General features: G+C 63.6%; 23 protein-coding genes. 10 read left to right on the top strand and 13 right to left on the bottom strand.

The genetic code is table 11. The features are described 5' to 3' along the window. Window positions 1-978 (bottom strand): Bug family tripartite tricarboxylate transporter substrate binding protein, encoded by a 978-nt coding sequence (locus N0K08_RS12730; RefSeq protein WP_261500751.1) that lies wholly within the window; start codon window positions 976-978, stop codon window positions 1-3. 107 nt (window positions 979-1,085) lie between these two features. Between N0K08_RS12730 and N0K08_RS12725 the strand changes: the two genes are divergently transcribed. After that, complete coding sequence (locus N0K08_RS12725) at window positions 1,086-2,027, top strand: LysR family transcriptional regulator (RefSeq protein ID WP_261500750.1); 942 nt, start codon at window positions 1,086-1,088, stop codon at window positions 2,025-2,027. A 16-nt stretch (window positions 2,028-2,043) separates the two neighbouring features. Here N0K08_RS12725 and mnmE read toward each other — a convergent pair whose 3' ends face one another. The 5 genes from mnmE to rpmH form a co-directional block, all read right to left on the bottom strand. Further along, window positions 2,044-3,447 (bottom strand): tRNA uridine-5-carboxymethylaminomethyl(34) synthesis GTPase MnmE, encoded by a 1,404-nt coding sequence (gene mnmE / locus N0K08_RS12720; RefSeq protein ID WP_261500749.1) that lies wholly within the window; start codon window positions 3,445-3,447, stop codon window positions 2,044-2,046. Between the two features lie 177 nt (window positions 3,448-3,624). Continuing rightward, window positions 3,625-5,313: a membrane protein insertase YidC gene (gene yidC, locus N0K08_RS12715; RefSeq protein ID WP_261500748.1), complete on the bottom strand. Its 1,689-nt coding sequence runs from the start codon at window positions 5,311-5,313 to the stop codon at window positions 3,625-3,627. Continuing rightward, window positions 5,310-5,597 (bottom strand): membrane protein insertion efficiency factor YidD, encoded by a 288-nt coding sequence (gene yidD / locus N0K08_RS12710; RefSeq protein WP_261500747.1) that lies wholly within the window; start codon window positions 5,595-5,597, stop codon window positions 5,310-5,312. Before yidD ends, yidC begins: the two co-directional genes overlap by 4 nt. Continuing rightward, entirely contained in the window at window positions 5,594-6,076 is a 483-nt protein-coding gene (locus tag N0K08_RS12705) for a ribonuclease P protein component (RefSeq protein WP_261500746.1), read from the bottom strand. Before N0K08_RS12705 ends, yidD begins: the two co-directional genes overlap by 4 nt. Before the next feature lie 61 nt (window positions 6,077-6,137). Continuing rightward, entirely contained in the window at window positions 6,138-6,272 is a 135-nt protein-coding gene (rpmH, locus tag N0K08_RS12700) for a 50S ribosomal protein L34 (RefSeq protein WP_012207856.1), read from the bottom strand. Here rpmH and N0K08_RS12695 point away from each other — a divergent pair. From N0K08_RS12695 to gyrB, 4 genes are all read left to right on the top strand, one after another. Further along, a complete protein-coding gene (locus tag N0K08_RS12695; protein ID WP_261500745.1) occupies window positions 6,271-6,513 on the top strand; it encodes a hypothetical protein in 243 nt (80 codons plus the stop codon). The genes rpmH and N0K08_RS12695 overlap by 2 nt on opposite strands. 63 nt (window positions 6,514-6,576) lie before the next feature. Continuing rightward, on the top strand, window positions 6,577-7,980 hold the full coding sequence (dnaA, locus tag N0K08_RS12690; RefSeq protein WP_261500744.1) for a chromosomal replication initiator protein DnaA: 1,404 nt from the start codon (window positions 6,577-6,579) through the stop codon (window positions 7,978-7,980). Window positions 7,981-8,114: 134 nt separating this feature from the next. After that, window positions 8,115-9,233 (top strand): DNA polymerase III subunit beta, encoded by a 1,119-nt coding sequence (gene dnaN / locus N0K08_RS12685; RefSeq protein ID WP_261500743.1) that lies wholly within the window; start codon window positions 8,115-8,117, stop codon window positions 9,231-9,233. Between the two features lie 121 nt (window positions 9,234-9,354). Then, window positions 9,355-11,964, top strand: a complete 2,610-nt coding sequence (gene gyrB / locus N0K08_RS12680) for a DNA topoisomerase (ATP-hydrolyzing) subunit B (RefSeq protein ID WP_261500742.1) — start codon at window positions 9,355-9,357, stop codon at window positions 11,962-11,964. A gap of 145 nt (window positions 11,965-12,109) precedes the next feature. Here the strand turns inward: gyrB and N0K08_RS12675 are convergent, their stop codons facing one another. Genes N0K08_RS12675 through lldP form a run of 4 tightly spaced genes read right to left on the bottom strand, consistent with a single transcriptional unit; the run spans window position 12,110 to window position 17,610 of the window. Continuing rightward, window positions 12,110-13,930 carry a DUF4153 domain-containing protein gene (locus N0K08_RS12675; protein WP_261500741.1) on the bottom strand — a complete coding sequence of 607 codons (1,821 nt, stop codon included), beginning with the start codon at window positions 13,928-13,930 and terminating at the stop codon, window positions 12,110-12,112. A 33-nt stretch (window positions 13,931-13,963) separates the two neighbouring features. After that, window positions 13,964-15,109 carry an FMN-dependent L-lactate dehydrogenase LldD gene (gene lldD / locus N0K08_RS12670; RefSeq protein ID WP_261500740.1) on the bottom strand — a complete coding sequence of 382 codons (1,146 nt, stop codon included), beginning with the start codon at window positions 15,107-15,109 and terminating at the stop codon, window positions 13,964-13,966. 53 nt (window positions 15,110-15,162) lie between these two features. Next, window positions 15,163-15,921, bottom strand: coding sequence for a transcriptional regulator LldR (lldR, locus tag N0K08_RS12665; protein ID WP_261500739.1), 759 nt, complete (start codon window positions 15,919-15,921; stop codon window positions 15,163-15,165). Between the two features lie 18 nt (window positions 15,922-15,939). After that, a complete protein-coding gene (gene lldP / locus N0K08_RS12660; protein ID WP_261500738.1) occupies window positions 15,940-17,610 on the bottom strand; it encodes an L-lactate permease in 1,671 nt (556 codons plus the stop codon). Window positions 17,611-18,078: 468 nt separating this feature from the next. Between lldP and N0K08_RS12655 the strand changes: the two genes are divergently transcribed. Then, window positions 18,079-18,408, top strand: coding sequence for a DHCW motif cupin fold protein (locus tag N0K08_RS12655; RefSeq protein WP_261500737.1), 330 nt, complete (start codon window positions 18,079-18,081; stop codon window positions 18,406-18,408). Between the two features lie 177 nt (window positions 18,409-18,585). Here the strand turns inward: N0K08_RS12655 and N0K08_RS12650 are convergent, their stop codons facing one another. The 3 genes from N0K08_RS12650 to N0K08_RS12640 form a co-directional block, all read right to left on the bottom strand. Next, window positions 18,586-19,584: a Bug family tripartite tricarboxylate transporter substrate binding protein gene (locus N0K08_RS12650; protein ID WP_261500736.1), complete on the bottom strand. Its 999-nt coding sequence runs from the start codon at window positions 19,582-19,584 to the stop codon at window positions 18,586-18,588. 42 nt (window positions 19,585-19,626) lie between these two features. Beyond that, on the bottom strand, window positions 19,627-20,637 hold the full coding sequence (locus tag N0K08_RS12645; RefSeq protein ID WP_261500735.1) for a uroporphyrinogen decarboxylase family protein: 1,011 nt from the start codon (window positions 20,635-20,637) through the stop codon (window positions 19,627-19,629). A gap of 189 nt (window positions 20,638-20,826) precedes the next feature. Beyond that, window positions 20,827-21,732, bottom strand: a complete 906-nt coding sequence (locus N0K08_RS12640; protein WP_261500734.1) for a LysR family transcriptional regulator — start codon at window positions 21,730-21,732, stop codon at window positions 20,827-20,829. Window positions 21,733-21,859: 127 nt separating this feature from the next. On the opposite strand from N0K08_RS12640, the gene N0K08_RS12635 reads away from it, so the two are divergent. The 4 genes from N0K08_RS12635 to N0K08_RS12620 all read left to right on the top strand — a co-directional run bounded on the left by N0K08_RS12635 (window position 21,860) and on the right by N0K08_RS12620 (window position 26,293). Continuing rightward, entirely contained in the window at window positions 21,860-22,267 is a 408-nt protein-coding gene (locus tag N0K08_RS12635) for a Rid family detoxifying hydrolase (protein WP_261500733.1), read from the top strand. Continuing rightward, a complete protein-coding gene (locus N0K08_RS12630) occupies window positions 22,268-23,386 on the top strand; it encodes a PLP-dependent cysteine synthase family protein (protein ID WP_261500732.1) in 1,119 nt (372 codons plus the stop codon). It begins immediately after the preceding gene. Between the two features lie 212 nt (window positions 23,387-23,598). Next, window positions 23,599-25,107 (top strand): amidohydrolase family protein, encoded by a 1,509-nt coding sequence (locus tag N0K08_RS12625; protein WP_261500731.1) that lies wholly within the window; start codon window positions 23,599-23,601, stop codon window positions 25,105-25,107. Between the two features lie 88 nt (window positions 25,108-25,195). Beyond that, complete coding sequence (locus N0K08_RS12620) at window positions 25,196-26,293, top strand: ABC transporter substrate-binding protein (RefSeq protein ID WP_261500730.1); 1,098 nt, start codon at window positions 25,196-25,198, stop codon at window positions 26,291-26,293. Window positions 26,294-26,297: the final 4 nt, after the last annotated feature.

Below are 26,297 nucleotides of genomic sequence, written 5' to 3'. Positions count from 1 at the left end.
TCAGTCCAGTTTGATGTTGTTCTTGCGAATGATGTCGCCGAAGCGCTTGTACTCGGCCAGATGGAAGGCGGCAAAGTCGGCCTGGCTCATGGGGCGCAGGTCGGCGCCCACGGCTTCCAGGCGGGTGCGGGTCTCGGCCATGGCGATGACCTTGTTGACTTCGTCATGCACTTTCTGCTGCACCGCCTTGGGCGTGGAAGCCGGCATGTAAATGCCGTACCAGGCGCTGATTTCCACGCCGGGCAGGCCGGATTCGGCCATGGACGGCACCTGGGGCAACTGGGCGTTGCGCTGGGGTGAGGTCACCGCCAGGGCGCGCAGCTTGCCGCCCTTGATCTGACCGATCACCGAAGGCATGGTGTCGAAGCTCATCTGCACCTGGCCGCTGACCAGATCCACCAGCGCGGCCGAGCTGCCCTTGTAAGGCACATGGGTGAGCTCTATGCCGGCGGCATCCTTGAACACTTCGGCGGCGATGTGCTGGGTGCTGCCCGTGCCGCTGCTGGCGAAGTTGATCCGGCCGGGGTTCTTCTTGGCCATGGCGACGAGTTCGGCGACCGTATTGGCCTGGACCGAATTGCCCACGACCAGCACGTTGGGCACGGAGCCGACGAAGGCCACGGGCACCAGATCCTTGTTGTTGTCGTAGCCCAGCTTGAGCAAATGGGGCGCGATCGCATGGGCCGTGACCACGCCCATGACCATGGTGTGGCCGTCGGTGGACTTGGCCGTGACGTCCACGGCCATGGTGTTGGAGACGCCGGGACGGTTTTCCACCAGCACCGGCTGCTTGAGCAAAGGCGCCAGCCGGTCGGCCACGGCACGCGCCATGGCGTCGGTGCCGCCGCCAGGGGCCGAGCCCACGAGCATGCGCACAGGTTTGCTCGGCCAACTGGCCGCGTCCTGCGCCTGAACCTGCCAGGGCAGCAGACTGCTTCCCATGACCGCTGCGGCGGCCAGCAAATGACGTCTTTGCATCGTTGTCTCCTTATTGATCTAGTGACTGCATCCTAGGCAAGGCACTGATATGCGTAAACTGAATGTTTTTGATAAATTGATCACCTGAAGTAATCAGCGAGGCCTCCATGGGATCGATAGACAAGCGCGACAACACGCCGCAACTGCTCAACCGGCTGCGCATGCGCCAGGTGGCCTTGATACTGGCTATAGAGGAGCAGCAAACCCTGCGCGGAGCGGCGGCCCAGCTGGGGCTGACCCAGCCGGCGGCGACCAAGATGCTGCACGAGCTCGAAGATGCCCTGGGCCAGCCTTTGTTCGACCGCGTGGGACGAAAACTCAAGCGCAATGCCGCGGGCGACCGGGTGTTCGATTACTTTCGCGCCATGCGCGGCAGCATGGAAGCGCTCAACCGCGAACTGGGGGAGTTGCGCCAGGGCAGCGCCGGGCGCCTGGCCGTGGGCAGCATCATGGCGGCCTCGCCCGGCCGCCTGACCCAGGCCTTGCTGGATCTCAAGCAGCAACTGCCTTTGCTGGAAATGGAAGTGGCCGTGGACACCAGCGATCGCCTGCTGGCCCAGCTGCAGGAAGGCGTGCTGGAAGTGGTCGTGGGCCGCATGGCCACGGCGTCCACCGCGGAATGCAGTTTCCGCCCCATCGAGGACGAGAGCCTGGCCTTCATCGTGCGCAACGACCATCCTTTGCTGGCCTTGCGCCAGGTGGCGTTCGCCGACCTGCAGCGCTATGGCTGGGTGCTGCAGCCCGCGGGCAGCCCCATGCGCACCGTGATCGAGCAGGAGTTTCGCGAACACTGCACGCCCCTGCCCCGCGGCCTGATCGAGACCGGCTCCATCCTGACCACCATCAACCTGGTGCGCAACTCCGACATGGTGGGCGTCATTCCGCTGACGGTGGGCGCGCTCAATGACGCGCACGGCATGCTGCGCATCGTCCCCTACGTCCTGCGCCACCGGCTGGAGTCCTACGGCAGCCTGGTGCGCCGGGACCGGCCCATGAGCCTGCCGGCGCAGATGTTTCTGGAATTACTGCACCGGGCGGAGCCGGACTGAATCGCGCGGCGGAAAACTACTTGCCGATGCAAAAGCTGGAAAAGATCACGCCCAGCAAATCGTCCGACGTGAACTCGCCGGTGATGGCATTGAGCGCGTTCTGCGCCAGGCGCAGCTCTTCGGCCAGCAGGTCCAGATGGCCCGCGGCGTGCAGTTGCAGCGTCGCCTGCTCCAGGTGGGCACCCACGGCCTGCAAGGCCTCGACGTGGCGTGCGCGCGCCAGGTACAGGCCTTCGGGTGCCGACTGCCAGCCCGCGACTTCCAGCAGGCGCCGGCGCAGTGCGTCCAGGCCGTCGCCGGTGCGGGCCGACAGGCGCAAGCCTTCGGCCTGGGCCAGCATGTCAGCGCTGGCCGAATCGGTCTTGTTCCAGACGTCGATCACCGGCACCTGGGCCGGCAGGCGCTCGGCCAGCGTGGCGCGGATGGAGTCGTCGCCCGCGCGGTAATCGGACTGGTCCTGGCGCGTCAGGTCGTGCAGGAACAGCACGGCATCGGCGGCGGCGATTTCCTCCCAGGCGCGCGAGATGCCGATGCGCTCGACCGTGTCCTCGCTCTCGCGCAGACCGGCCGTGTCGATCACGTGCAGGGGCACGCCTTCGATCTGAATGGTCTGCTGCACCTTGTCGCGCGTCGTGCCCGCGATCTCGGTGACGATGGCCAGCTCGGCGCCCGCCAGGGCATTGAGCAGCGAGCTCTTGCCGGCATTGGGCTGGCCGGCGATCACCACCTTGATGCCTTCGCGCAGCAGCGCGCCCTGGTGGGCCCGGGCCAGCACCTCATCGAGCGACTGCTGCAGGCGCAGCAACTGGCCGCTGGCATCGGCCTGCTGCAGGAAGTCGATGTCCTCTTCGGGAAAGTCCAGTGTGGCTTCGACCAGCATGCGCAGGCGCACCAGCGCGTCGCGCAGCGTGTGGATCTCCTGCGAGAACGCGCCCGACAGCGAGCGGCTGGCGCTGCGCGCCGCCGCTTCGGTGCTGGCGTCGATCAGGTCGGCAATCGCTTCGGCCTGGGCCAGATCGATCTTGTCGTTGAGAAAGGCCCGCTCGGTGAACTCGCCGGGCTGGGCCAGGCGCAGGCCCGGCAGGCAGGTCTGGCCGTCCGCGGTTTCGGCCGCCGCTTCCAGGCAGCGCGCCAGCAGCAATTGCAGCACCACCGTGCCGCCATGGGCCTGCAGCTCCAGCACGTCTTCGCCCGTATAGCTGTGCGGCCCGGGGAAGAACAGCGCCAGGCCGTGGTCTATGGGCTGGCCCTTGGCATCGCGCAGCGGCAGGTAAGTCGCTTCGCGGGGCTTGAGCGCGCGTCCGCACAGGCGCTGCACCAGCGGCGCCAGGCCCTTGCCGGAAACGCGCACGATGCCCACCGCTCCGCGACCGGGGGCTGTGGCAATGGCGGCAATGGGATCAGCGTGGCGGGGCAGCATGGCAGGACTCTCTCAGGCAAAACATAGGCAGGTGGCGGGGATGATAGTCGGGCCAAGCATCCAGGGGCTGGCACAACATGTGGATAACTTTCGCACGCCATGCAGAAACAACCACGGCCGCAAGCGCGGCCGTGGTTGTCGGGAAGCCACGACCCACCTTGTGGGCCGTGTGGTCAATCAGCGGAACTTCGGCAGATTGAACTGGGGAGGAACACCCATGCGGGTATTGATCAGCCATTGCTGGGCGATCGACAAGATGTTGTTCGTCAGCCAGTACATCACCAGGCCGGCGGGGAAGAAGAAGAACATCACGCTGAACATCAGCGGCATGATCCACATCATCTTGGCCTGCATCGGGTCTGGTGGCGCGGGGTTGAGCGCGGTCTGCAGCAGCGAGCTCAGGGTCATCAGCACCGGCAGGATGAAGTAAGGGTCAGGCGACGACAGGTCGGTGATCCAGCCAATCCAGGGCGCATTGCGCATTTCCACGCTCGACAGCAGCACCCAGTACAGCGCAATGAACACCGGAATCTGGATGATGATGGGCAGGCAACCACCCATGGGGTTGACCTTCTCCTCGCGGTAGATGCGCATCATCTCCTGCTGCATCTGCTGCGGCTTGTCCTTGAGGCGCTCGCGCATCTCCATGATCTTGGGGTTGATGGCCTTCATCTTGGCCATGCTCGAGTAGGCCTTGGCGTTCAACCAGTAGAACATGATCTTCAGCACCAGCACCAGGCCGACGATGGACCAGCCCCAGTTGCCCAGCACGCTGTGGATCTTGTCCAGCAGCCAGTACAGGGGCTTGGCCATGATGGTCAGCCAGCCATAGTCCTTGACTAGTTCCAGGCCGGGAGCCAGGCTTTCCAGCGTCTTTTCCAGCTGAGGGCCGGCAAACAGCGTCGCGTCCAGGCTCTTGGTCTGGCCAGGCTCGACCGTGCCCAGGGAAGTGATCATGCCCACGGCATACAGGTTGTCGCTGACCTTGCGCGCGAAAATATCGCGCTGTATGCCGTCAGCCAGCAGCCAGGCGCTCGCAAAGTAGTGCTGGACCATGGCCACATAGCCGTTGGTCGAGACCTTCTCGTAGTCGGCCTTGTCTTTGTCAATGTTCTTGAATTCAACCTTCTGGTACTTCTTGGCGTCGGTGTAGACGGCCGGGCCAGTGAAGGTCGAGTACATGCTGGACTCGCCGGGAGGCGCATTGCCGTCACGCACCAACTGCACGTACAGCTGGGGCTTGAGCGCCGTGCTGCCGGTGTTGATCACTTCGTGCTTGACCACCATGTCATAGGAGCCACGCTTGAGGGTCCAGGTCTTGACCAGCTTCACGCCAGCCATTTCAGGCGACTCGAAGCGGATCTGCAACTCGTTCTGGCCGTCCTGCAGCGCCTTGGGGCCTGGCACGAACTGCATCACCGTCTTGTGGTTCGGGAACTCGCCACCGATCAGGCCGGACTGGGCCATGTAGACACGGTGCGCGCTTTCGTCGAACAGCACGAAGTGCTTGGACTTGTCGGCCGTATCCGCGTACTTGAGCATTTCGGCGTGCTTGAGCGTGCCGCCCTCGCCGTCGAACGTCAGTGCCAGCACATCGGTCGTGACCTGGATGCTTTCCCGTGCCACGGCAGAAGCCGTAGCCGGGGCGCTACCGGGCACCTGGCTGCTGTCCGCGGGTGCGGCCACAGACGAAGGCACGGAGGCAGCGCCTGGCGCGACCGGGGCGGGGCCCGCGGCGACCGGCGTGGTCACTGGCGAAGGGAAGAAAGTGGCCTGTTTGCCGTTGTGAACTTGCCACTTATCCCATAGCAAGACCATGGAAAAGCCAAATATCACCCACAGGATGGTGCGGCGAATGTCGTTCATGAAGACTTCTTTGAGGAAGGTTGGGTGGTCGAAGAAGAAGGCTGGCAGCAGGCAAACAGCCGGGGCGTTTGCGATGGAACCGGATCATGACCGCCATCACACCATGGATGGCAGCGCGCCAGCCGGCGCAAGGTCAAATAGCTGCCCGCCGCCGCCCCATGCTGCTCGAGGGCTTCGAGCGCATAGGCGGAGCAGGTGGGCTCAAAACGGCAAGCCGAGCCAATCCATGGGCTCAAGGTCAGGCGATAGCCCCGCACCAGGGCCATGAGCAGACCGCGTATCACGGGGCCGCCTTGCGGTCTGGCCCGCCCTCCGCCGGCCGCACCTGTCGGCGCACGGCATAGGCGAAAAGCTGATGCAGTTCCTCGCGAATCGCCTGCTTCAAGGGCTCGGACGTCGCGCTGATGAACTGTTTGCGGTCGAAAGTCGCGCGCAGGCGAACGACGTACGCGGCGCAGACCAGCTGCGAAGCGTATTCATCGCCCAGCGTGTAGACCTGTCGCTGGATGGTGTGGCGCGTGACCGACCGCTTGGCCCAGCGTTTGGGTGCCATGGCACCCAGCCAGGAAGCGGGCAGCGCGTGCGCCACGCCAAACAGGGCCTGCGGTGCTTGCACAAGAGGCAAGTTACCGGGCCCTGAAGAAGGCATTACAGGCACATCCACGTCGAGTACCAGCCTATGCAAGGCAAAGTGCGCGGTACGGGAGACTATGCCTCCCGCCATGGCAGCTTGAAACTGCGGACGCGTTTTCAGCCGTTGCATACGTGGCACCTCCGTAGAGGAGCCCACGGGGTGAACCGATGGGCAGGCGCCAAGAATGGCCTTAGACAGCCAGGCGCTTGCGGCCCTTGGCGCGACGAGCGTTGATCACAGCGCGGCCGCCCTTGGTCTTCATGCGGACCAGGAAACCGTGGGTACGGGCGCGACGTGTCTTGGAAGGTTGGTAAGTACGTTTCATGATGTTGTTCCTTGAGGAGGGTCAGATTCGCACCGGGCAGGCAAAAGGCCAAAAAGCCGCCCTCCCGGCAACACCCGCCAACCGCAAAAAACAGCAGGCCGGGCCATATCACCCTGAACACATTCAGGGAAACCCGCGATTATCTCCACATTCGTTCCATGTTGCAATGACCTTTCTCATCACGGGTCAGCCGCTTGTCTGCACACAAGTTGAGGACAACCACCTGATATTTTGTGGATAAGTCCTTGAAAAGCTACAATCGGTGCCCCGCAACTGTTCCTCTATCCACAACAAGACACTGACGATGACCGAGGAACCTAACAACGACGCTGGCCAAGGCCTGTGGCAAGTCTGCGTGGAGCAGCTGGGGCAGGATCTGCCCGAACAGCAGTTCAACACGTGGATCAAGCCACTGACCGCCCAGGTGGCGGCCGACTTTTCAAAGGTCACGGTATACGTGGCCAACCGCTTCAAGCTCGACTGGATTCGCGCCCAATACGCCGGGCGGATTTCGGCCATGCTCGAAGCCCTTTACGGCCAGCCTGTCACACTGGAGTTAGCACTCGCTCACCGAGAATCGGTGACGCGCACTTACGTGCGCCCATTTTCAGCCGATCGTCCTGGGCAGCAGGAAACCCACCAGATCACCACCAGCTCCGTCCAGGAAGAGCCTGCGGCGCCGGTGTTCCGCACCCGCCTGAATGCGGCCCTGACTTTCGACACCCTGGTTGAAGGTACGGCCAACCGCATGGCCCGATCGGCCGCGATGCATGTGGCGGGCTCACCCGGTCATCTGTACAACCCGCTGTTCATCTACGGCGGCGTGGGCCTGGGCAAGACCCATTTGATGCATGCGGTGGGCAACCAGCTGCTGGCCGACAAGCCGGACGCCAAAGTTCTCTACATCCATGCCGAGCAATTCGTCTCGGATGTGGTCAAAGCCTACCAACGGCGCACTTTCGACGAGTTCAAGGAGCGCTACCACTCGCTCGATCTGTTGTTGATTGACGACGTTCAGTTCTTCGCCAACAAGGACCGCACGCAGGAAGAGTTCTTCAACGCCTTCGAAGCGCTGCTGGCCAAGAAGAGCCACATCGTGATGACCAGCGACACCTATCCCAAGGGTCTGGCCAACATCCACGAGCGCCTGGTGTCACGCTTCGATTCGGGCCTCACGGTGGCCATAGAGCCGCCCGAGCTCGAGATGCGCGTCGCCATTCTGATCAACAAGGCCCGCGCCGAGAACGCCGACATGCCCGAGGAAGTCGCCTTCTTCGTGGCCAAGAACGTGCGCTCCAACGTGCGCGAGCTCGAAGGCGCGCTGCGCAAGATCCTGGCCTATTCGCGCTTCAACCAGAAGGAAGTGTCGATCCAGCTGGCCCGCGAAGCGCTGCGCGACCTGCTGTCTATCCAGAACCGCCAGATTTCGGTGGAAAATATCCAGAAGACGGTCGCGGATTACTACAAGATCAAAGTCGCCGACATGTACAGCAAGAAGCGCCCGGCCAGCATTGCGCGGCCGCGCCAGATTGCGATGTACCTGGCCAAGGAGCTGACGCAAAAAAGTCTGCCCGAAATCGGCGAATTGTTCGGTGGCCGCGACCACACCACGGTGCTGCATGCGGTGCGCAAGATTGCCGCCGAACGCCAGCAGCTCACGGAACTGAACCAACAGCTGCACGTGCTGGAGCAAACGCTCAAAGGCTAGGGCACAACGCCCGCGCTATCCACGCCCAGAAATGCCACGCGACAAGGCAAAATATGCGGTGGGGTGGCGCGAGGGCCCAACCCCTATAAATCGCACAGTAGCAGCGACCGTACCCCTATTTACTAAAGGTTGACATGATCGTCCTGAAGGCAACACAAGACAAGGTTCTCGCAGTTCTGCAGTCGGTGTCCGGCATTGTCGAACGCCGCCACACACTGCCCATCCTGGCCAATGTGCTGATCCGCAAGACAGGCAACGCCCTGCAACTCACCACCAGCGATCTCGAAATCCAGATCCGCACCACCGCCGAACTCGGCGGCGACACCGGCGACTTCACCACCACGGTGGGCGCCCGCAAGCTGATCGACATTCTCAAGACCATGCCCGGCGACCAGACCGTGGGCCTGGAAACCAGCCAGAGCAAGATCATCCTCAAGGGCGGCAAGAGCCGCTTCACGCTGCAGACCCTGCCCGCCGAGGACTTCCCGCTGGTGCAGGAAGCGGCCTCTTTCGGCCCGTCGTTCAGCGTGCCGCAAAAGGTCTTGAAGGACTTGCTGGGCCAGGTGTCGTTCGCCATGGCCGTGCAGGACATCCGTTACTACCTCAACGGCATCCTGTTCGTGGCCGAAGGCAATACCTTGAGCCTGGTCGCCACCGACGGCCACCGCCTGGCGTTTTCCAGCGCCACGCTGGACGTCGAAGTGCCCAAGCAGGAAGTCATCCTGCCGCGCAAGACCGTGCTGGAACTGCAGCGCCTGCTGTCGGACGTGGGCGGTGACAACCAGCCCCACATCGAAATGCAGTTCGCCAACAACCAGGCCAAGTTCACTTTTGGCGGCATGGAGTTCGTGACCAAGCTGGTCGAAGGCAAGTTCCCCGACTACAACCGCGTGATTCCCAAGGCCCACAGCAACAGCGTGACCCTGGGCCGCGCGCCCCTGCTGGCCAGCCTGCAGCGCACGGCCATCATGACCAGCGACAAGTTCAAGGGCGTGCGCCTGACGCTCGAGCCCGGCACCCTGCGTGTGGCGTCCAACAACGCCGAGCAGGAAGAGGCGGTGGACGAGCTCGACATCGACTACGGCGGCGACACGATTGAAATCGGCTTCAACGTGACCTACCTGATCGACGCACTGACCAACATGGGCCAGGACATGGTGAAGATCGACCTGGCCGACGGCAACAGCTCCGCGCTGCTGACCATTCCAGGCAACGAGAACTTCAAGTACGTCGTCATGCCCATGCGCATTTGAGCCTGCCACCTGCTGCTTGATTGATCGCGGCAAGCGCCTGCCCCCCAGTGCTTGCCGCCATTTCTACCCCTATTGAATATTTTGGAAACTTTGTTTCCACCGGATCGCAAGGCTTTTCCCAATGACCGCTGACACTACGCTGCCCGAACCCCAAGGCGACTCGATCGAGCCGACCCACAAGATCGACGCCCAGCAGGCCGGCGCCAGCGAAGGCTACGGCGAAGGCGCGATCCAGATCCTTGAAGGCCTGGAAGCCGTGCGCAAGCGCCCCGGCATGTACATCGGCGATACGTCCGACGGCACAGGCCTGCACCACCTGGTCTTCGAAGTCGTGGACAACTCCATCGACGAAGCCCTGGCCGGCCACTGCGACGACATTCTGGTCACCATCCACGCCGACGACTCGCTGTCGGTGATCGACAACGGCCGCGGCATCCCCACCGGCGTGAAGATGGACGACAAGCACGAGCCCAAGCGCTCGGCTGCCGAAATCGCGCTGACCGAACTGCACGCCGGCGGCAAGTTCAACCAGAACAGCTACAAGGTCTCGGGCGGTCTGCACGGCGTGGGCGTGTCCTGCGTGAACGCGCTGTCCGCCTGGCTCAAGCTCACCGTGCGCCGCGAAGGCAAGGCCTACGAAATCGACTTCGCGCGCGGCTTTGTGCAAAACCGCCCGCTGGAAATCGTCAACGGCATTGAAGTCTCACCCATGCGCGTCATCGGCGACACCGACAAGCGCGGCACCAAGGTGCACTTTCTGCCCGACACCGAGATCTTCACGCAGAACCACGACTTCCACTACGACATCCTGGCCAAGCGCCTGCGCGAGCTGTCCTTCCTGAACAACGGCGTGCGCATCCGCCTCAAGGACGAACGCTCGGGCCGCGAAGACGACTTCTCGGGCGCGGGCGGCGTGCGCGGCTTCGTGAGCTTCATCAACGCCACCAAGAAGGTGCTGCACCCCACGGCCTTCTACGCCACGGGCACGCGCCCTGCCGAGTCCTACGGCGGCATCCCCGGCACCGAAATCGGTGTCGAAGTGGCCATGCAGTGGAACGACGGCTACAGCGAGCAGGTGCTGTGCTTCACCAACAACATTCCCCAGCGTGACGGTGGCACCCACCTGACGGGTCTGCGCGCGGCCATGACCCGGGTGATCGGCAAGTACATCGAGCAGAACGAGCTGGCCAAGAAGGCCAAGGTCGAAGTCACCGGCGACGACATGCGCGAAGGCCTGTGCTGCGTGCTGAGCGTCAAGGTGCCTGAGCCCAAGTTCTCCAGCCAGACCAAGGACAAGCTGGTGTCCAGCGAAGTGCGCGCTCCCGTGGAAGACATCGTCGCCAAGACCCTGTCCGACTTCCTGCAGGAACGCCCCATCGACGCCAAGATCCTCTGCGGCAAGATCATCGAAGCCGCGCGTGCCCGCGAAGCCGCGCGCAAGGCGCGTGAAATGACGCGCCGCAAGGGCGTGCTCGACGGCATGGGCCTGCCCGGCAAGCTGGCCGACTGCCAGGAAAAAGACCCGGCGCTGTGCGAAATCTACATCGTCGAGGGCGACTCCGCCGGCGGCTCGGCCAAGCAAGGCCGAGACCGCAAATTCCAGGCCATCCTGCCGCTGCGCGGCAAGATCCTGAACGTGGAAAAAGCCCGCTACGAAAAGCTGCTGGCCAGCCAGGAAATCATCACGCTGATCACGGCCCTGGGCACGGGCATCGGCAAGGCCAGCGCGGAATCGGGCAAGAGCAGCAGCGACGACTTCGATCCGACCAAGCTGCGCTACCACCGCATCATCATCATGACCGACGCGGACGTGGACGGTGCGCACATCCGCACCCTGCTGCTGACCTTCTTCTACCGCCAGATGCCTGAGCTGGTCGAACGCGGCCACATCTACATCGCCCAGCCACCGCTGTACAAGGTCAAGAGCGGCAAGGAAGAGCTCTACCTCAAGGACGGCGCGGCGCTCAACACCTACCTGCTGCGCATCGCGTTGAACCACGCCAGCGTCACCACCGGCGGCGCCAACCCGCGCACGCTGGAAGGCGAAGAGCTGGCCAAGCTGGCCAACATGCACCTGGCCGCCGAAATGGTCATCGAGCGCCTGTCGAACTTCATGGACGCGGAAGCCCTGCGCGCCATCGCCGACGGCGTGCAGATCAAGCTCGACACCATCGAGGAAGCCCAGGCCTGCGCTCCCATCCTGGAAGCCAAGCTGCGCGAACTCACTGCCACGGGCGTGCCCGCCGAAGTGACCGGCGAAATCGACCCGCAGACCGACAACCCGGTGCTGCGCATCAGCCGCCACCACCACGGCAACATCAAGAGCTCCATCCTGACCCAGGACTTCGTGCGCAGCCACGACTACGCCGCCCTCGCGGACGAAGCCCAGCACTTCAACGGCCTGCTGTCCGAAGGCGCGAAGGCGATGCGCGGCGAAGGCGACAAGGCCAAGTCGGAAAAAGTCACCGACTTCCGCCAGGCCATGCAATGGCTGCTGTCCGAAGCCGAACGCACGACCAGCCGCCAGCGCTACAAGGGTCTGGGCGAAATGAACCCGGCCCAGCTGTGGGAAACCACCATGGACCCGAACGTGCGCAGCTTGCTGCAGGTGCAGGTCAACGACGCCATCGAAGCCGACCGCGTATTCACGATGCTGATGGGCGACGAAGTCGAGCCACGCCGCCACTTCATTGAGAACAATGCGTTGCGGGCGGGGAATATTGACGTCTGAGGCAGCTGGTCGGATGGCACAGATCGTGAAAACATCCGACAGAGACTGATAGCAAAAACGCCCGGCAAGCCGGGCGTTTTTCTTTGTCGGGCTGGCGAGCGGCGCACTGGTATCGCCACGACAGGCGGCGCGCTGCGGTGGCGGCTCAGTCGGGCGACTGCAGGCGCCCCGTGAACGGCTGCGCATTGCCCTGTGCATTCTGATGGGGCAGTTGCCAATCGGGCCAGCGCGAACGTTCGGTGGTGATGCGCCCTTCACGCAGCAGATCGCGCGTCAGGCGGTTTTCCTTGGCGGTATGGGTATCGGTCCAGACCACCGTGCCCTGGTCCTGCCATTGGCCATCGGCATTGCGCGCGCTGAGGCGGCATCTGCGGTCGCCGCGGTCCTCGAGCTTGCACAGCAGGTGATCGGTCTGCTGGTCCTGGTCCCAGTCGCCTGACAGCAGCACGCAGTCGGCGCTGGGCAACAGGCATTGCCGGGCCCAGTATTCGTCCTTTGCCTGCTGCTGCCACCAGTCCCACCAATCGGGCTGGGGGCGCGTCATTCCCGCGGGGGTACTGATGCGCTCCTGGGCAGCACCCAGGTCGAAGCTTGCACTTTGCTCGGTCTCCGAGGACGCAACATAGCGTGTGGTGGAAGCGCGGGCAACATCCAGCCGCTGGCGCGCATCGCCGGCCTGGAAGCCGGGGTCCTGGGCGAGTGCTTCCAGCGCATCGATGCCATAAGGGCCGTGGCGCCATTTCAGATCGACCAGGCGCTCCAGCGTCGCTTCCGTGGGGTCGGCGCGCAGGCGCTCGCGCTGGCTGGCGGCGCTGATGCGCTGGCCGTCGAGCACCGGCGTCTGCAGCGCCAGCAGCAGGGCCAGCACCAGCAGCGACAACGCCTGGTTGACGGGCGCGAGCCACTGCAGCCAAGGGCGTGCCGTGCCCTGGCGCATGCTGTGGGCCGCGGCGCAGGCATAGCCCAGGGCATAAAGCCACAGCACGCCGGCCGCGGCGGCGGCCCAGACCCGCTCCAGCGTCCAGCCGTATTGCTGCACGCGCAGGCCTATGGCCACGCAGGCCAGGGTGGCCAGCACGGGCATGGCGAGCAGGCTGGCATCGACCAGCCAGCGCAGCACGCGGGGACAAGGGGCCTGGGCGGCCGCGCCGTCCTGGTAGACGGCGTTCACGACCCAGATCTGCAGGATCAACACGCCCATCAGCAGCGCGGCGGCAAAGCGCGTGGCCCACAGGCCTTGGACGCCGGTGAAGACCAGCGCCAGCACAAAGAACACCAGCACCCAGGCGAGCAAGGGCAGCAGCAGGCGTCCCAGCGCCAGCAGGGTCTGGCGCATCACCTGGATGGGCCGCTGCTGGGTGCGCGCCAGCCACAGGCCCAGGCCGCCCAGCAGGCCGGTCACCGTGAAGACGAACCATTGCGCGGAAAACAGCGTGACAAAGAACTCGACCTTGACCAGCGCGAACAGCCCGGCCCACAACCACAGCACGCCCCACACCAGTTGCAGGCACAACGCGGCCAGCGCCAGCACCAGCGCGTTGTTCCAGGCCAGCACGAACAGCGCGGCATAGGGCACGCGCCAGCGGCCATGGGCCATGAAGGCCTGGAACCAGGGCAAGGCGACAAACCACCAGAGCGACAAGGCCACGCCCAGATAGACGAAGAGCTGGTTGTCTTCCCAAGGCGAATGGCGCAGGCCCCAGAGCATGCCGCCCGCCATCAAGCCGACCACGGCCGCCATCACGGCGCCGCCGGCCCACAGCCGGGCATCGCGCCAGCGCGTGACGGTCATTGCCATGAACAGCGGCGGCTGCAGGATCAGCAGCAGGCCCAGCGTCTGCCAGTCGCGCTCCAGTCCGGAATGCACCAGGGCCAGCGCCAGCAGACCTTGCAGCAGGCCCATGCACAGCAGGCCGTTGCGGACCTCGGTCAGCGGTCTATCCTGGGGAAGCGTGAGTGTGGACATGGCGCGCAGTGTAGCGCCAGCCCCTTCGCGCCATCAGCCCTTGGCTTCCCGCACCAACAGATCCCCGGTGATGTCACTGACCTTGCTCACGCTGGTCAGCGTCATGGCCACGCGCATTTCCTTTTCCAGCAGTTCCAGCAGGTGCTTGACGCCCGCCTCGCCGGCCGCGGCCAGCGCGTAGATGTAGGCCCGGCCGATCATCGCTGCGTCGGCGCCCAGCGCGATGGTGCGCACCACGTCCAGGCCGTTGCGTATGCCGGAGTCGGCCAGGATCTTGATCTGGCCCTTGACCGCATCGGCGATGGCCGGCAGGGCGCGCGCCGAGGACAGCACGCCGTCGAGCTGGCGGCCGCCATGGTTGGAGACGATGATGCCGTCGGCACCGAAGCGCACGGCGTCCTTGGCGTCCTCGGGGTCGAGAATGCCCTTGATGACCATCGGGCCCTTCCAGAACGCGCGTATCCACTCCAGGTCCTTCCAGGAAATGGAGGCGTCGAAGTTGGAGCCCAGCCAGCCCATGTAGTCCTGCAATCCGGTGGGGCTGCCGCGATAGGCCGAGATATTGCCCAGATCGTGCGGCCGGCCCAGCAGACCCACGTCCAGGGCCCAGCGGGGGTGCAGCACCGACTGCCAGTAGCGGCGCAGCGCGGCGTTCGGGCCGCTCATGCCGGAATGGGCGTCGCGGTAGCGCGCGCCGGGTACGGGCATGTCGACGGTGAAGACCAGGGTCGTGCAACCCGCGGCCTGGGCGCGCTCGAGCGCGTTGCGCATGAAGCCGCGGTCCTTGAGCACGTAGAGCTGGAACCACATGGGCCGCTTGATCTCGGGAGCCACCTCCTCGATGGGGCAGACCGAGACCGTGGACATGGTGAAGGGAATGCCATGCGTATCCGCCGCGCGCGCGGCCTGCACTTCGCCGCGGCGGCGGTACATGCCCGTCAGCCCCACGGGCGACAGTGCCACGGGAATCGACAGCTTCTCGCCGAACAGCTCGATGCTGGTGTCGAGCCGGCTCATGTCCTTGAGCACGCGCTGGCGCAGCGCCACGGCGGCCAGGTCGTCGACATTGCGGCGCAGGGTCTGCTCGGCATAGGCGCCGCCGTCGATGTAGTGGAAGAGAAAAGGCGGCAGACGCTTTTGCGCGGCCGCGCGATAGTCGGCAGTCGAAGAGATGATCATGGTCAAAGAACTTTCATGTCAGTGGTTCATGGCACTGCGCTGTCCATGCAGCCTCATGCCAGATCCGAGGGCGGCAGCCGCATGGAGCGCTCCCGCCGGGCCTGGTCTTCGTCGAGCTGCTGGATGGTCGCGCGCACATGTTCCAGGTGCTCGCCTATGCATTCGCGCGCGCGTTGCGGGTCGCCGTCGAGAATGGCCTGCATCAGGCTTTGGTGCTGCAGGGTCAGCTCCTGCACGGTTCGCGGCGCGCTGAGCCGGAACATGACGTGGCGGTTGTGCGCCACCGTGGACAGCACGACGTTGAACAGGCTCTGCATCACCTGCACCAGCACAAGATTGTGCGAGGCCTCGGCGATGGCCAGATGGAATTGCGCGTCGGCACGCGCGGCCAGTTCGGAGTGGCCGTCCTGCTGGTGCTGGACCATCACGTCGAAGCAGCGCTTGATATGCAGCTTGTCCTCGGGTGTGGCGCGCTGGGCCGCCAGCCAGGCAGTGCTGGACTCCAGCGCGTGGCGCGTCTCCAGCACGTCATAACGGTAGTGCTGGTCGGAATCGATCAGGCGCGCCAGCGGGCCCATGGCCTCCTGCAGCCACTCGGCGGGCATGTTGGATTGCACATAGGTGCCGTCGCCGCGCCGCGTAGCGAGCACGCCCTGGCTGGTCAGCTTCTGTATGGCCTCGCGCACCGAGGTGCGCGACACGCCCAGTTCAGCGGCCAGCAGCCTTTCGGCCGGCAGCCGTTGGCCGGGCTGCACTCCGCGGGCCTGCACCAGGGCAAGCAGTTTTTCGACGACATGATCTGCAAGGCGCATGTGGGACGTTTCGGTTTTTCAATGACCTGGAATCATCCACGTAAACACATAGGCTTGCAGCGTGGTGATCACTCCGATGAGGGTGGCGAAAACCAGGCTGTGCTTGACCGTGAAGCGGAACAGGTCGGACTCGCGCCCGGCCAGGCCCACCGCGGCGCAGGCAATGGCAATCGACTGGGGCGAGATCATCTTGCCGGTCACTCCGCCCGTGGTATTGGCCGTCACGGTGAGCACCGGGGGCAGGCCCAGCTGCTGCGCGGTCGTGGCCTGCAACGCGCCGAACAGCGCGTTGGCCGAGGTGTCCGAGCCCGTCAGGAACACGCCTATCCAGCCCAGGAAAGGCGAGAAGAAGGTGAACGCCTGGCCCGTGTGCGCCAGCGCCAGCGCAAGAGTGGCCGACAGACCCGAGTAGTTGGCGATGAACGCGAAGGCCAGCACCATGCCGATGGAATAGATCGGTACCGCCAGCTCCTTGAGGGTCTCACCCAGCGTGGCCACGGCCTTGGCCGGCGACAGACCCGTGAACACGACGTTGATCAGCGCCGCGATCAGGATGGCCGTGCCCGTGGCCAGCAGCCAATTGAACGTGTAGGTTGCGCCATAGGGGGCGGCCGCCGCGACGACGGGCGGCATCTTCTCGACCAGGTTGTGCAGGAAAGGCACGGGAATGTTGATCACCGAGGACGCCAGCGCGCCGCCTGTGGCGAACAATGCCTTGAAGGGCTTGATGCTCCAGATCGTCACCATGAGCGTGAGAATGAGGAACGGCGACCAGGCCTTGACGATGGCGCCCAAGGTCAACGAGGTGCCCGATACCGCCAGCGCGGGCGCGTCGGCACTGCCCGCCTCGGGCGCAAAACGGAAAATGCGCTTGGGCTGCCAGACCTTGAGAAAGGCCGTCAACACCACCAGCGAAACGATGGCCGAGGTGATGTCGGGCAGCTCGGGGCCGATGTAGTTCGCCGTGAGGAACTGCACCACCGCGAACGTGCCGCCACCGACCAGCACCGCAGGCCAGGTTTCCTTGACGCCGCGCCAGCCATCCATGATGGCCATCAGCCAGAACAGCACGATCACGGTCATGAACGGCAGCTGGCGGCCGGCCATCTGGCTGATGGCGAACGTGTCCACGCCCGAGACCTGTCCGGCGACGATGATGGGAATGCCCATGGCGCCAAAGGCCACGGGCGCGGTGTTGGCGATCAGGCACAGGCCGGCCGCGTACAGCGGCTTGAAGCCCATGCCCACCAACAGCGCGGCCGTGATCGCCACGGGCGCGCCAAAGCCGGCAGCGCCCTCGAGGAAGGCGCCAAAGCAAAAGCCCACCAGGATCAGCTGCAGCCGCTGGTCGGGCGTGACCGCCAGGATGGAGGAGCGAATGACGTCGAACTGCCCGGTCTTGACCGAGATCTTGTAGAGAAACACCGCCGCCACGATGATCCAGGCGATGGGCCACAGACCATAGAAGAAGCCGTACACGGCCGACGCCAGCGCGGCGCTCACCGGCATCTTGTAGAACAGCAAGGCCACGCCCATGGCCAGCACCACGGTCCCGGTGCCGGCCTGGTAGCCCTTGAGTCTGAACTTTGTCAGTGCGAGAAAGAAAAAGATGATGGGAATCAGCGCCACCAGCGCCGAGATCCAGATGTTCCCGGCAGGGTCGTAATTCTGTTGCCAGATGGTTTGCATGGCGGTGTCTCTAGGTTTATTGAAAGGGCGCAGCCAGCCCTTGCGTTTGCTTCTTGCGCCATTTCAGGGTCTCAAGCCGTGCTGTCTGGCTGAGCAGAAGGCGCTGTTTACTTTTTCAGCGGGTCAGGGTGGGCCCCTCATGAATTGGTAATACCAATTTCACTAAAAACCAAATCTCCGCCGCAAGATGTGCGATCTTTTAGTTTTTTGCAGCATTTACACACAGGGTAAATACTAGTTCGTATCCAAAACACACAATTTCCGTCAATTGGTACTACCAATTTCCCCAACCAATAAACCGCCACCGGTGAACGCTCGGTCCTCACCGGCGCATGCGCCAGCCGTCCAGCAGCAGCCGGCCGGTCTACACTTTCGACCCGGCCCCGACCACGGGCTCTGCATGTGGTGCTGGCCATGGCCGTGCGCACCTGGGGCGCACCATCGGCGCCATCTCCACAAGGACTCCTCATGAAAATGGAAAACATCCCCTTCGGCACCACCGACTGGTCCGCCATCCCCCGCACCGAGCACTCGGCCGAAGCGGGCCAGGCCTTCTGGCAAACGCAGAACTTTGGTGGCATCCGGGTGCGCATGGTCGAGTACACGCCGGGCTATGTGTCAGACCACTGGTGCAGCAAGGGACATGTGCTGCTGTGCCTGGAAGGCGAGATGGAAACGGAGCTGGAAGACGGCCGCAAGTTCACCTTGAAAGCGGGCATGAGCTACCAGGTGGCGGACCATGCCGAGCCGCACCGTTCGCGCTCGGTCGGCGGGGCCAAGCTGTTCATCGTCGATTGACCCCCTCCCCCATGCCACAGGGCGATTGCGGTGCTCGCTGAGCGCTGCTTTCGGGTCGCTGCTTGGGAGGTGGACGCGCTGCAGCGCGGCCAGCACATGGGCGCAGCGGCTGCGCTGGTGGCCGCGGCGGGCTGGGCAGGCCGGTGATGTGGTTGCGCACCACGTCGGCCGCTCAGCCTACTGATTCTGGATACCGCTCTCCTTGATCACACGACCCCACTTGGAGATCTCGACCGAAAGATGATCGGCAAGGGCCAGGCGTGTGCCCCCAAGGGGCATGGCCCCCATGGTGGTCAGACTTTTCTTCACATCGGGCTCTAGCAGGATGTCGTTGATTTCCAGATTGAGGCGATCAAGGATGGCGGCTGGTGTTCCCTTGGGGGCAAGCAAGGCGAACCATGTCGACGACTGCAATTTGGGATACCCCAATTCCGTGGTGGTAGGCACATCCGCCAGCGCTTGAGAGCGCGATGACGACATGACCGCCAAGGCCCGCAGCTTCCCGGCCTTCACCTGTCCCACCACGCCTGGCACGAGCTGGAACATGGCCTGTATGTCATTGGCCATCAGATTCGTGACGGCTTGCCCAGGCGCTGCATAGGGAACATGAACCAATTGCGTACCCGTTTCCCGCTTGAAAAGCTCCCCTGCCAAATGCATGGAACTGCCGTTGCCCGAGGATCCGAAATTCAAGCTGCCAGGATGGCTCTTGGCGAAATCGACAAACTCTTTCAGGCCCTGCACGGGCAGCGCATTGTTGACGACCAGGATGTTCGGCACATCGGCCACCAAGGCAATGGGTGCAAAGCTTTTCTGCGGGTCGAAAGACAGGTGGCGAAAAAGGTTGGGGCTGACAGCGAGGGTTCCGGCCCAGGAGAACAGCAACTTGTATCCGTCGGCGGGAGCCGCCGCCGCGGCCGCCGCGCCAATGTTGCCGTTGGCTCCACCTTTGTTGTCCACAATCACCGCTGTCTTGAGCTTTTTGCCCAGGCGATCGGCAATCAAGCGCGCAATCGAATCACCCGTGCCACCACCGCCAGGTGCGGGAACAATGATTTGTATGGGTTTGTCGGCCGCAGGCCATTCCGCCGCCAAGGCGGGTGCCGCCAAGGCGGGTGCCGCCAAGGCCGACGAAAGCATGCCGACCAATGCCAACGAAGAAAGAGAATCTCGCATGGTTTGCCTCTTTGAATAATTTTCAGTATCACTCGCGCAAGCTCAGATGCACACCGGGCTTTCCTTGAATTGGTGAGCGGCACGCACCACGGCTCGGATGCTCGACTCCTTGGCCGCCACCGGCAGCACGCAGCCGGGACCGATCATCAGGCGACGACCGCCAGTCTGCGAGAGTGCTTCATGCACCTGGTCTTCGATTTCCTGCTCGCTGCCATGCATCAAGGTGCCATGCTCATTGATGCCGCCCACGAGCAGCTGTGGAAAACACTCCGCGGCCTGGGCAATCGTCGGATCGGTCAAGCGGTCATGCCAGTTGAACATCTCTGTCGGATAGTCCGAGAGCAGATCGAACATGATGTCGTCACCATGCGCATGCAGCATATTGAGTCGTGATTTGCCACGCAGCGCCTGGAAAACCATCAAGTCGTAGCGTTTGCCAAAGCGCTCATATTCTGACGTCGTCAACAAACGATGCGATGCCAATTGCGTTGCGAAAAACACGCCATGGGCGCCCTGGGCCAGCGCATCCAGCGCAAAGCGGATCGTGACATCGGTGATGACCATCAGCGCGCGTTCCAGCTCCTCTGGAAAGCGCCGCAGGTCGGCAAACATTTTTTCGGTGGACATCTTCCGGGCAGTCGTCAGCGGGCTGAAAACTGTCTGCAGCAACGGTACCTGCCCCTTCAATTCCTTGGCCGCGGCAGCCAGCGCTTCGTTTTGCCGGCCATAGGCTCCGCGGCGTACATCGAGCGGCACGATGCGCCGCCAATCTTCGGTGCGCACCACGGCCGGCTGTATCACTTCACGCGCACCATTGGCCGCCCCCCTGTACCCACTGATCGCGCCCCAGTCCTCGACACCATAGGTTCCCGAAGGCATGAATTTCACGAGATCGAACTGCCATTTCTTCTGCCACGCCAGAGTGTGGGCCACCAGCTTGTCGGAATACTGGTCATCATCCGGGAAATGGCGCCACAGGGCGACCGGCGGACGATCCGTCAGTTCGCCATTCATCGCTGCTTCGATGCGTTGCCAGTGGTTCATTGACTGCATAGCTGTCTCTTTGGTTTTTGTCGCCAAACTGAAGGATCCGCGCAGGGCGGCTGGCTCCAACAGTTCTTGAACGGGGTTGAGATGCAGTCAGTTTTTCATGGGGCACCAGCCAGGACAAACGGGTTAATTCAACAGCTCGCTTTGTCAAAGACAAAAGCTTGCCAACGATGACCGCGCCGTGGGTGTTCTTCAAACGGCGTCGAAACCGACCGACGAGTCCCGCAACTGGTGCAGCAAGGCCTGTGCGTGAATCGACAGCCGTTTCTCATCGCTTCTGGCACACACCGTCAGATGCCGCACGGCCCAGGGCTCCTGCAGGGACAGTGTTTTTACCCGCTCGTTCTGCAAACTGCGCATCACCGAGCGCGGCACGATAGCGATCCCCGCGCCCGAGCAGACGAGCGCAATGACAGCGGAGAAACCCGCTACCTGAATGCGAACATCGATCGGATAGCCAAGGGCCGCGGCCTTGCCGACGAGAAAAGTGTGGATCGCCGTGCCGCGGGTCAGGGAAATGATGGGGTGGGCGAGGCACTCGACAAACCGCACCTTGCCACCCTGTCCAAGCTCCGTGGCCACAGGCGCCACGATGATGAGTTCATCTTCGTGATAAGGCCAGAATGTCACATCGGGATGCTCTTCTCCCCAGGTGACGACGCCGATGTCCGCTCTGCCTTCAGCGACGGCCGCGACAATCTCGTGGCTGAGCCGCTCCTCCAAAGACACGCGCACCGCGGGGTATGCGAGCAAGAAAGTCGAAAGGTCTTCCGGCAAATAGGACGCGATCGCCGTACTGTTGGCGAACAGCGTGAGATGGCTCTTCACGCCCTGCGCATAGGGCGCCAGATTGGCATGCATCTGCTCGAGTTCGGCCAGGCAGCGACGGCAATGCTCCAGCATCACCTGTCCCGCGCGGGTCAAGGATACGCCGCGGGCCTCGCGTGAAAACAACCGGGTTCCCAGGCTTTCTTCCAGCTGCTTGATGCGCAAGCTGGCCGATGAGGGGGCGAGAAAGCAATGTGCAGCCCCGCGTGACACATTGCCCGCATCCGCGATGGCAACGAAGAGCTTGATGTCGACCAGGCTGTAGTGCATAGCTTTTGCATTTAACAAATGCTGGATGTGAAAAAGCCCGTTTGTACTTCACCCCCGCCACCGGAACAATTCCTGCATTCCCTAGACAGGGATGTGCCCATGAACCACTCCAAAGGAATAACGGGAAATGCCATCCATCCACGCCATTTCTACCGCCGACGCCCCCAGCGCCAGCGGCATTTATTCACAAGCCATTCGAGCCGGAGAGACGGTTTACCTCGCCGGCCAGCTTCCACTTGATCCCGCCAGCATGCAGCTGGAAACAGGGATAGATGCGCAAATTCACCGCGTTTTTCGCAACCTCGACGCCGTGAGCCGTGCAGCGGGTGCATCGCTCGCCCAGGCCGTCAAAGTCACGGTCTACCTGACCGATCCAGAGCATTTTTCCCGGGTCAATGCGCTGATGGGCGAGTACTTTTTCCAGCCCTACCCCGCACGGACCTCCGTGGCTGTCGCCGCCCTGCCGCGTGGCGCGCTCATCGAAGCCGATGCCGTTCTTTCACTCGCAGCCTCACCGGCAAACAAGGAGATCTGAATGATGAATCGCACCTGGGTTCTTGAAGCAGTGCGTCGCATAGAGCGTGACGCCCAGCGTTCATCCGACACCCACCTGCTGCAGGTGGAACTTCCCTTCACTGCGCAGGTGAGGCTTTACCTCAAGGATGAATCGACCCATCCCACCGGCAGCCTCAAGCACAGGCTCGCACGATCGCTGTTTCTCTATGGACTGTGCAATGGCTGGATCCGGGAAGGCACGACCGTGGTGGAGGCCTCCTCAGGCAGCACGGCGGTGTCCGAAGCCTATTTCGCGCGCCTTCTGGGCCTGCCTTTCATTGCCGTGATGCCCCGCAGCACATCGCCCGCAAAAATAGCGCAAATCGAGTTCTACGGCGGCCGCTGCCACTTCGTCAGCAGTTCAGCGCTTCTCTATGCAGAAGCCGAACGGGTCGCACGCGAATGCAATGGCCACTACATGGACCAGTTCACCTATGCGGAGCGCGCCACCGACTGGCGCGGCAACAACAACATCGCAGAATCCATCTTCCAGCAAATGCGCGGTGAACCTCACCCGGTGCCGTCTTGGGTGATTGTCGGAGCGGGGACCGGCGGGACCTCCGCCACCATCGGACGCTACATACGCTACCAAGGCTATGCCACGCAACTGTGCGTCGTGGATCCCGAGCACTCCGTTTTCTACGACTACTTCCACCACCGCGATGCGGCCATCACCAGTGACCGCGGCTCGGACATCGAGGGGATAGGCCGCCCGCGGGTAGAGCCGTCGTTTGTTCCCGATGTGATCGATCGCATGGTGCAAGTGCCCAATGCGGCGTCGTACGCAGCCATGCGCTTTCTGGAACGCCTGGTCGGGCGTCGCTATGGTGGCTCGACCGGCACCGACTTCTACGTTGCCATGCAACTGGCGTGTGAGATGTCCAAGCGCAACGAGGCGGGCTCCATCGTCACCCTGGCCTGCGATGCTGGCGACCGCTACACCAACACCTACTACAGCGACGCATGGCTGGAGTCCTCAGGCTACGACATAGCGCCCTACGTCGCGCAGCTCGAAAACGCCTACGCCTGCGGAATCTGGTCCGGAGTGCATCAGCCCCAGCCCGCAGCGGCGCACGATGCGATGGCGGTCCTGGCGTAATCCGCGGGCTGGAACGCGGCAGCGATCGCTGGCCGCGGCGCCCAGCCGAGAACCCATAAAAACCGCATATCCATCCAATCAAAACAACTGCTTGCCTCCACCCAGGCAATGCAGCATCGCCAAAAATCAGATATCGAAGATTTCTTTCCTTCGTTCCTTCAAGCGCCATGTCTTCTTAACCTTCGTCAACCACTGCATGAAGGATAGAAGCCATGACGAAGAGACTTTCGAGCAAGGAATCATCGCGCTCCGCCGCCGTCAAATCGCGGCTGGATTTCCCGGTGATAGACACCGATGTGCATGTCAACGACTACACGCCCGCGCTGGAGGATTACGTCCAGCACTACGGCGGCAGCGCGCTGGTCGATGCGCTGCGCAAGTCGCTGGGCGGGCGCTTCGCCACGCGCTCCGCGGGCGGCAAGGACTGGTACCAGCAGACGCCCGAGGAGCGCCAGCAGCACCGCACCCTGCGCGCCCCCTGGTGGGCGCGCGTGACGCGCAACACGCTCGATCTGGCCACCTACACGCTGCCCGATCTGCTGGCCGAACGTCTCGAGGAACAGGGCGCTGACTACTCGGTGCTGTTTCCCAACGATGTGCTGGCGCCAGCGGCGGCTTCGGACGAGTTCCGCCAGCCGCTGCACCGTGCGATCAACCACTTCCACGCCGACCTGTACCGCAAGCACGCGCGCCGGCTCACGCCCGTCGCGGGCATTCCGCTGAACACGCCGCAGGAAGGCATTGAGGAGCTGGAATTCGCGGTGAAAACGCTGGGGCTCAAGGTCATCAACATCGCCGGCGGCGTGCGCCGGCCCATTCCAGCGATCGCCGCCAAATACCCCAAGGCCGAGCACCCCGACGTGGCGCGGCATGCGAGCTATACCGACTTCTACGGCATCGACAGCCCGCACGACTACGACCCGTTCTGGGCCAAGGTGGTCGAGCTGGGCGTGCCCGTCACCACGCACTACGGCAGCCAGGGCTGGACCGGCCGCCAGTCGATCAGCAACTACATGTTCAACCACATCGGCCACTTCGCCGACGGCTCGCAGGCCTTCGCCAAGGCGCTGTTCTTCGGCGGCGTGACGCGGCGCTTTCCAGGCCTGCGCGTGGCCCTGCTCGAAGGCGGCGCCGACTGGGGCTCGCATGTCTACACCCACCTGGTCGACCGCTTCGAGAAGCGCAACCGCCAGGCGGTGCAGAACTACAACCCGGCCCATGCCGACATCGAACTGCTGGCCGGGCTGTTCGAGCAATACGGCGCCGAGCTCACCAAGGGCAAGCCCGTGAACAAGGAAACGCTGCTGCGCGACAGCCTGGGCATTTCGGCGCTGCCGCACAGCCGCGAGCCCCAAGGCGATGAGCTCGATGACTTCCTCGCCGCGGGCATAGAAAGCGCCGAAGACATTCGCGAGCGCTGGGTCAAGCCGTTCTACTTCGGCGCCGAGGCCGACGACCGCACGGTGGCCGCGGCGTTCAACACCAAGGTGAACCCGCTGGGCAGCAAGATCAATGCGATCTGGTCTTCGGACATAGGCCACTGGGACGTTCCCGACCTGACCGAGCCGCTGGCCGAAAGCTGGGATCTGGTGGAACAAGGCGTGATCAGCGCCGACGACTTCCGCGCGCTGGTGTTCGAGAACCCGTACCGCTTCTACACCGAGGCCGATCCCGAATTCTTCGCCGGCACCGACATCGAACACAAGCTCGGCAAGCGCTGACCTTCCCCCCTTTCTTCGCCCCTTTTTTCTCTGGTGCCGCGCCGTCAACGCGCGGCGCCCGGCCCTTCTTTTTTCCAAAGGAATCGAGATGACCTACGCCTTCACTTTCCGCCGACGCGCCACCTTGCTGGCCCTGGGCCTGTTTTTCGGCGCCACGGCCCAGGCCGCGCCACCACAGACCATTCGCATCGGCGTGGCCACGGCAGGCGGCGGCGAGCCCGTGACCTGGGGCGGCTCGCCGGGCGGCGTGCTGCGCGCCAACCAGGCGCTGGAAGACGCCTTCAAGGCCGACGGCATCAGCGTCGAATGGCTGTTCTTCAAGGGCGCTGGCCCGGCCGTGAACGAGGCGCTGTCGAACAAGCAGATCGACTTCGCCTACCAGGGCGACCTGCCCTCCATCGTCGGCCGCGCCAACGGCCTCAAGACCAAATTGCTGCTGGCCAGCGGCGCGCGCAACAACCTCTACGTGGTGACGCCGCCGCAGTCCGACATCAAGGGCCTGCAGGACCTCAAGGGCCGCAAGGTCTCGCTGTTTCGCGGCACCAACGGCCATCTGGTGGCCATCAATGCTCTGGAGAGCGTGGGGCTGGCCGAACGCGACCTGAAGGCCGTGAACCTCGATACCGGCAGCGCGCAGGCGGCCTTGGTGTCCAGCGGCGTCGATGCGGCCTTTGGCGGCTATGAATGGTTCAAGGTGCGCGACAAGGGGCTGGCCAAAGTGATCTATTCGACGCAGGGCAAGGACCCGGCGCTGACGCGCCAGGCCTCGCTGCTGGTGCGCGAGGATTTCGAGAAGGAGCACCCGGCGCAGGTGCAGAAAGTCGTCGACCAATTCGTGCGCGCGGCCCACTGGTCTTCCGACGAGAAAAACCGCGCCGAACTGTTCCAGATCTGGGCGCGCAGCGGCACGCCCCAGGCCTCGTGGGAGGCGGAATTCGACAAGCAGGAGCTCGCGCTGCGCAACTCGCCGCTGCTCGACGAATTCATCGTCGGCCGCTACAAGGCCGTGGCCAGCGATGCGCTCAAGCTCAAGCTGATCCGCCGCGCGATCAGCGTCGACGGCTGGTTCGAGCCGCGCTATCTGCAGACCGCACTCAAGCAGCAGGGACTGGAAAAGCGCTGGCAGTCGTTTGACGCCAAAGGCGTGGCCAAAGCGGCCGCAGGCACTCCGGTCGCGCAGCGCTGATCAG

The organism is Acidovorax bellezanensis (assembly GCF_025421555.1).
Classification (GTDB): domain Bacteria; phylum Pseudomonadota; class Gammaproteobacteria; order Burkholderiales; family Burkholderiaceae_C; genus Comamonas; species Comamonas bellezanensis.
Note: the sequence above shows the minus strand (reverse complement) of the source record. Positions and strands in the feature narration are given on the sequence as shown.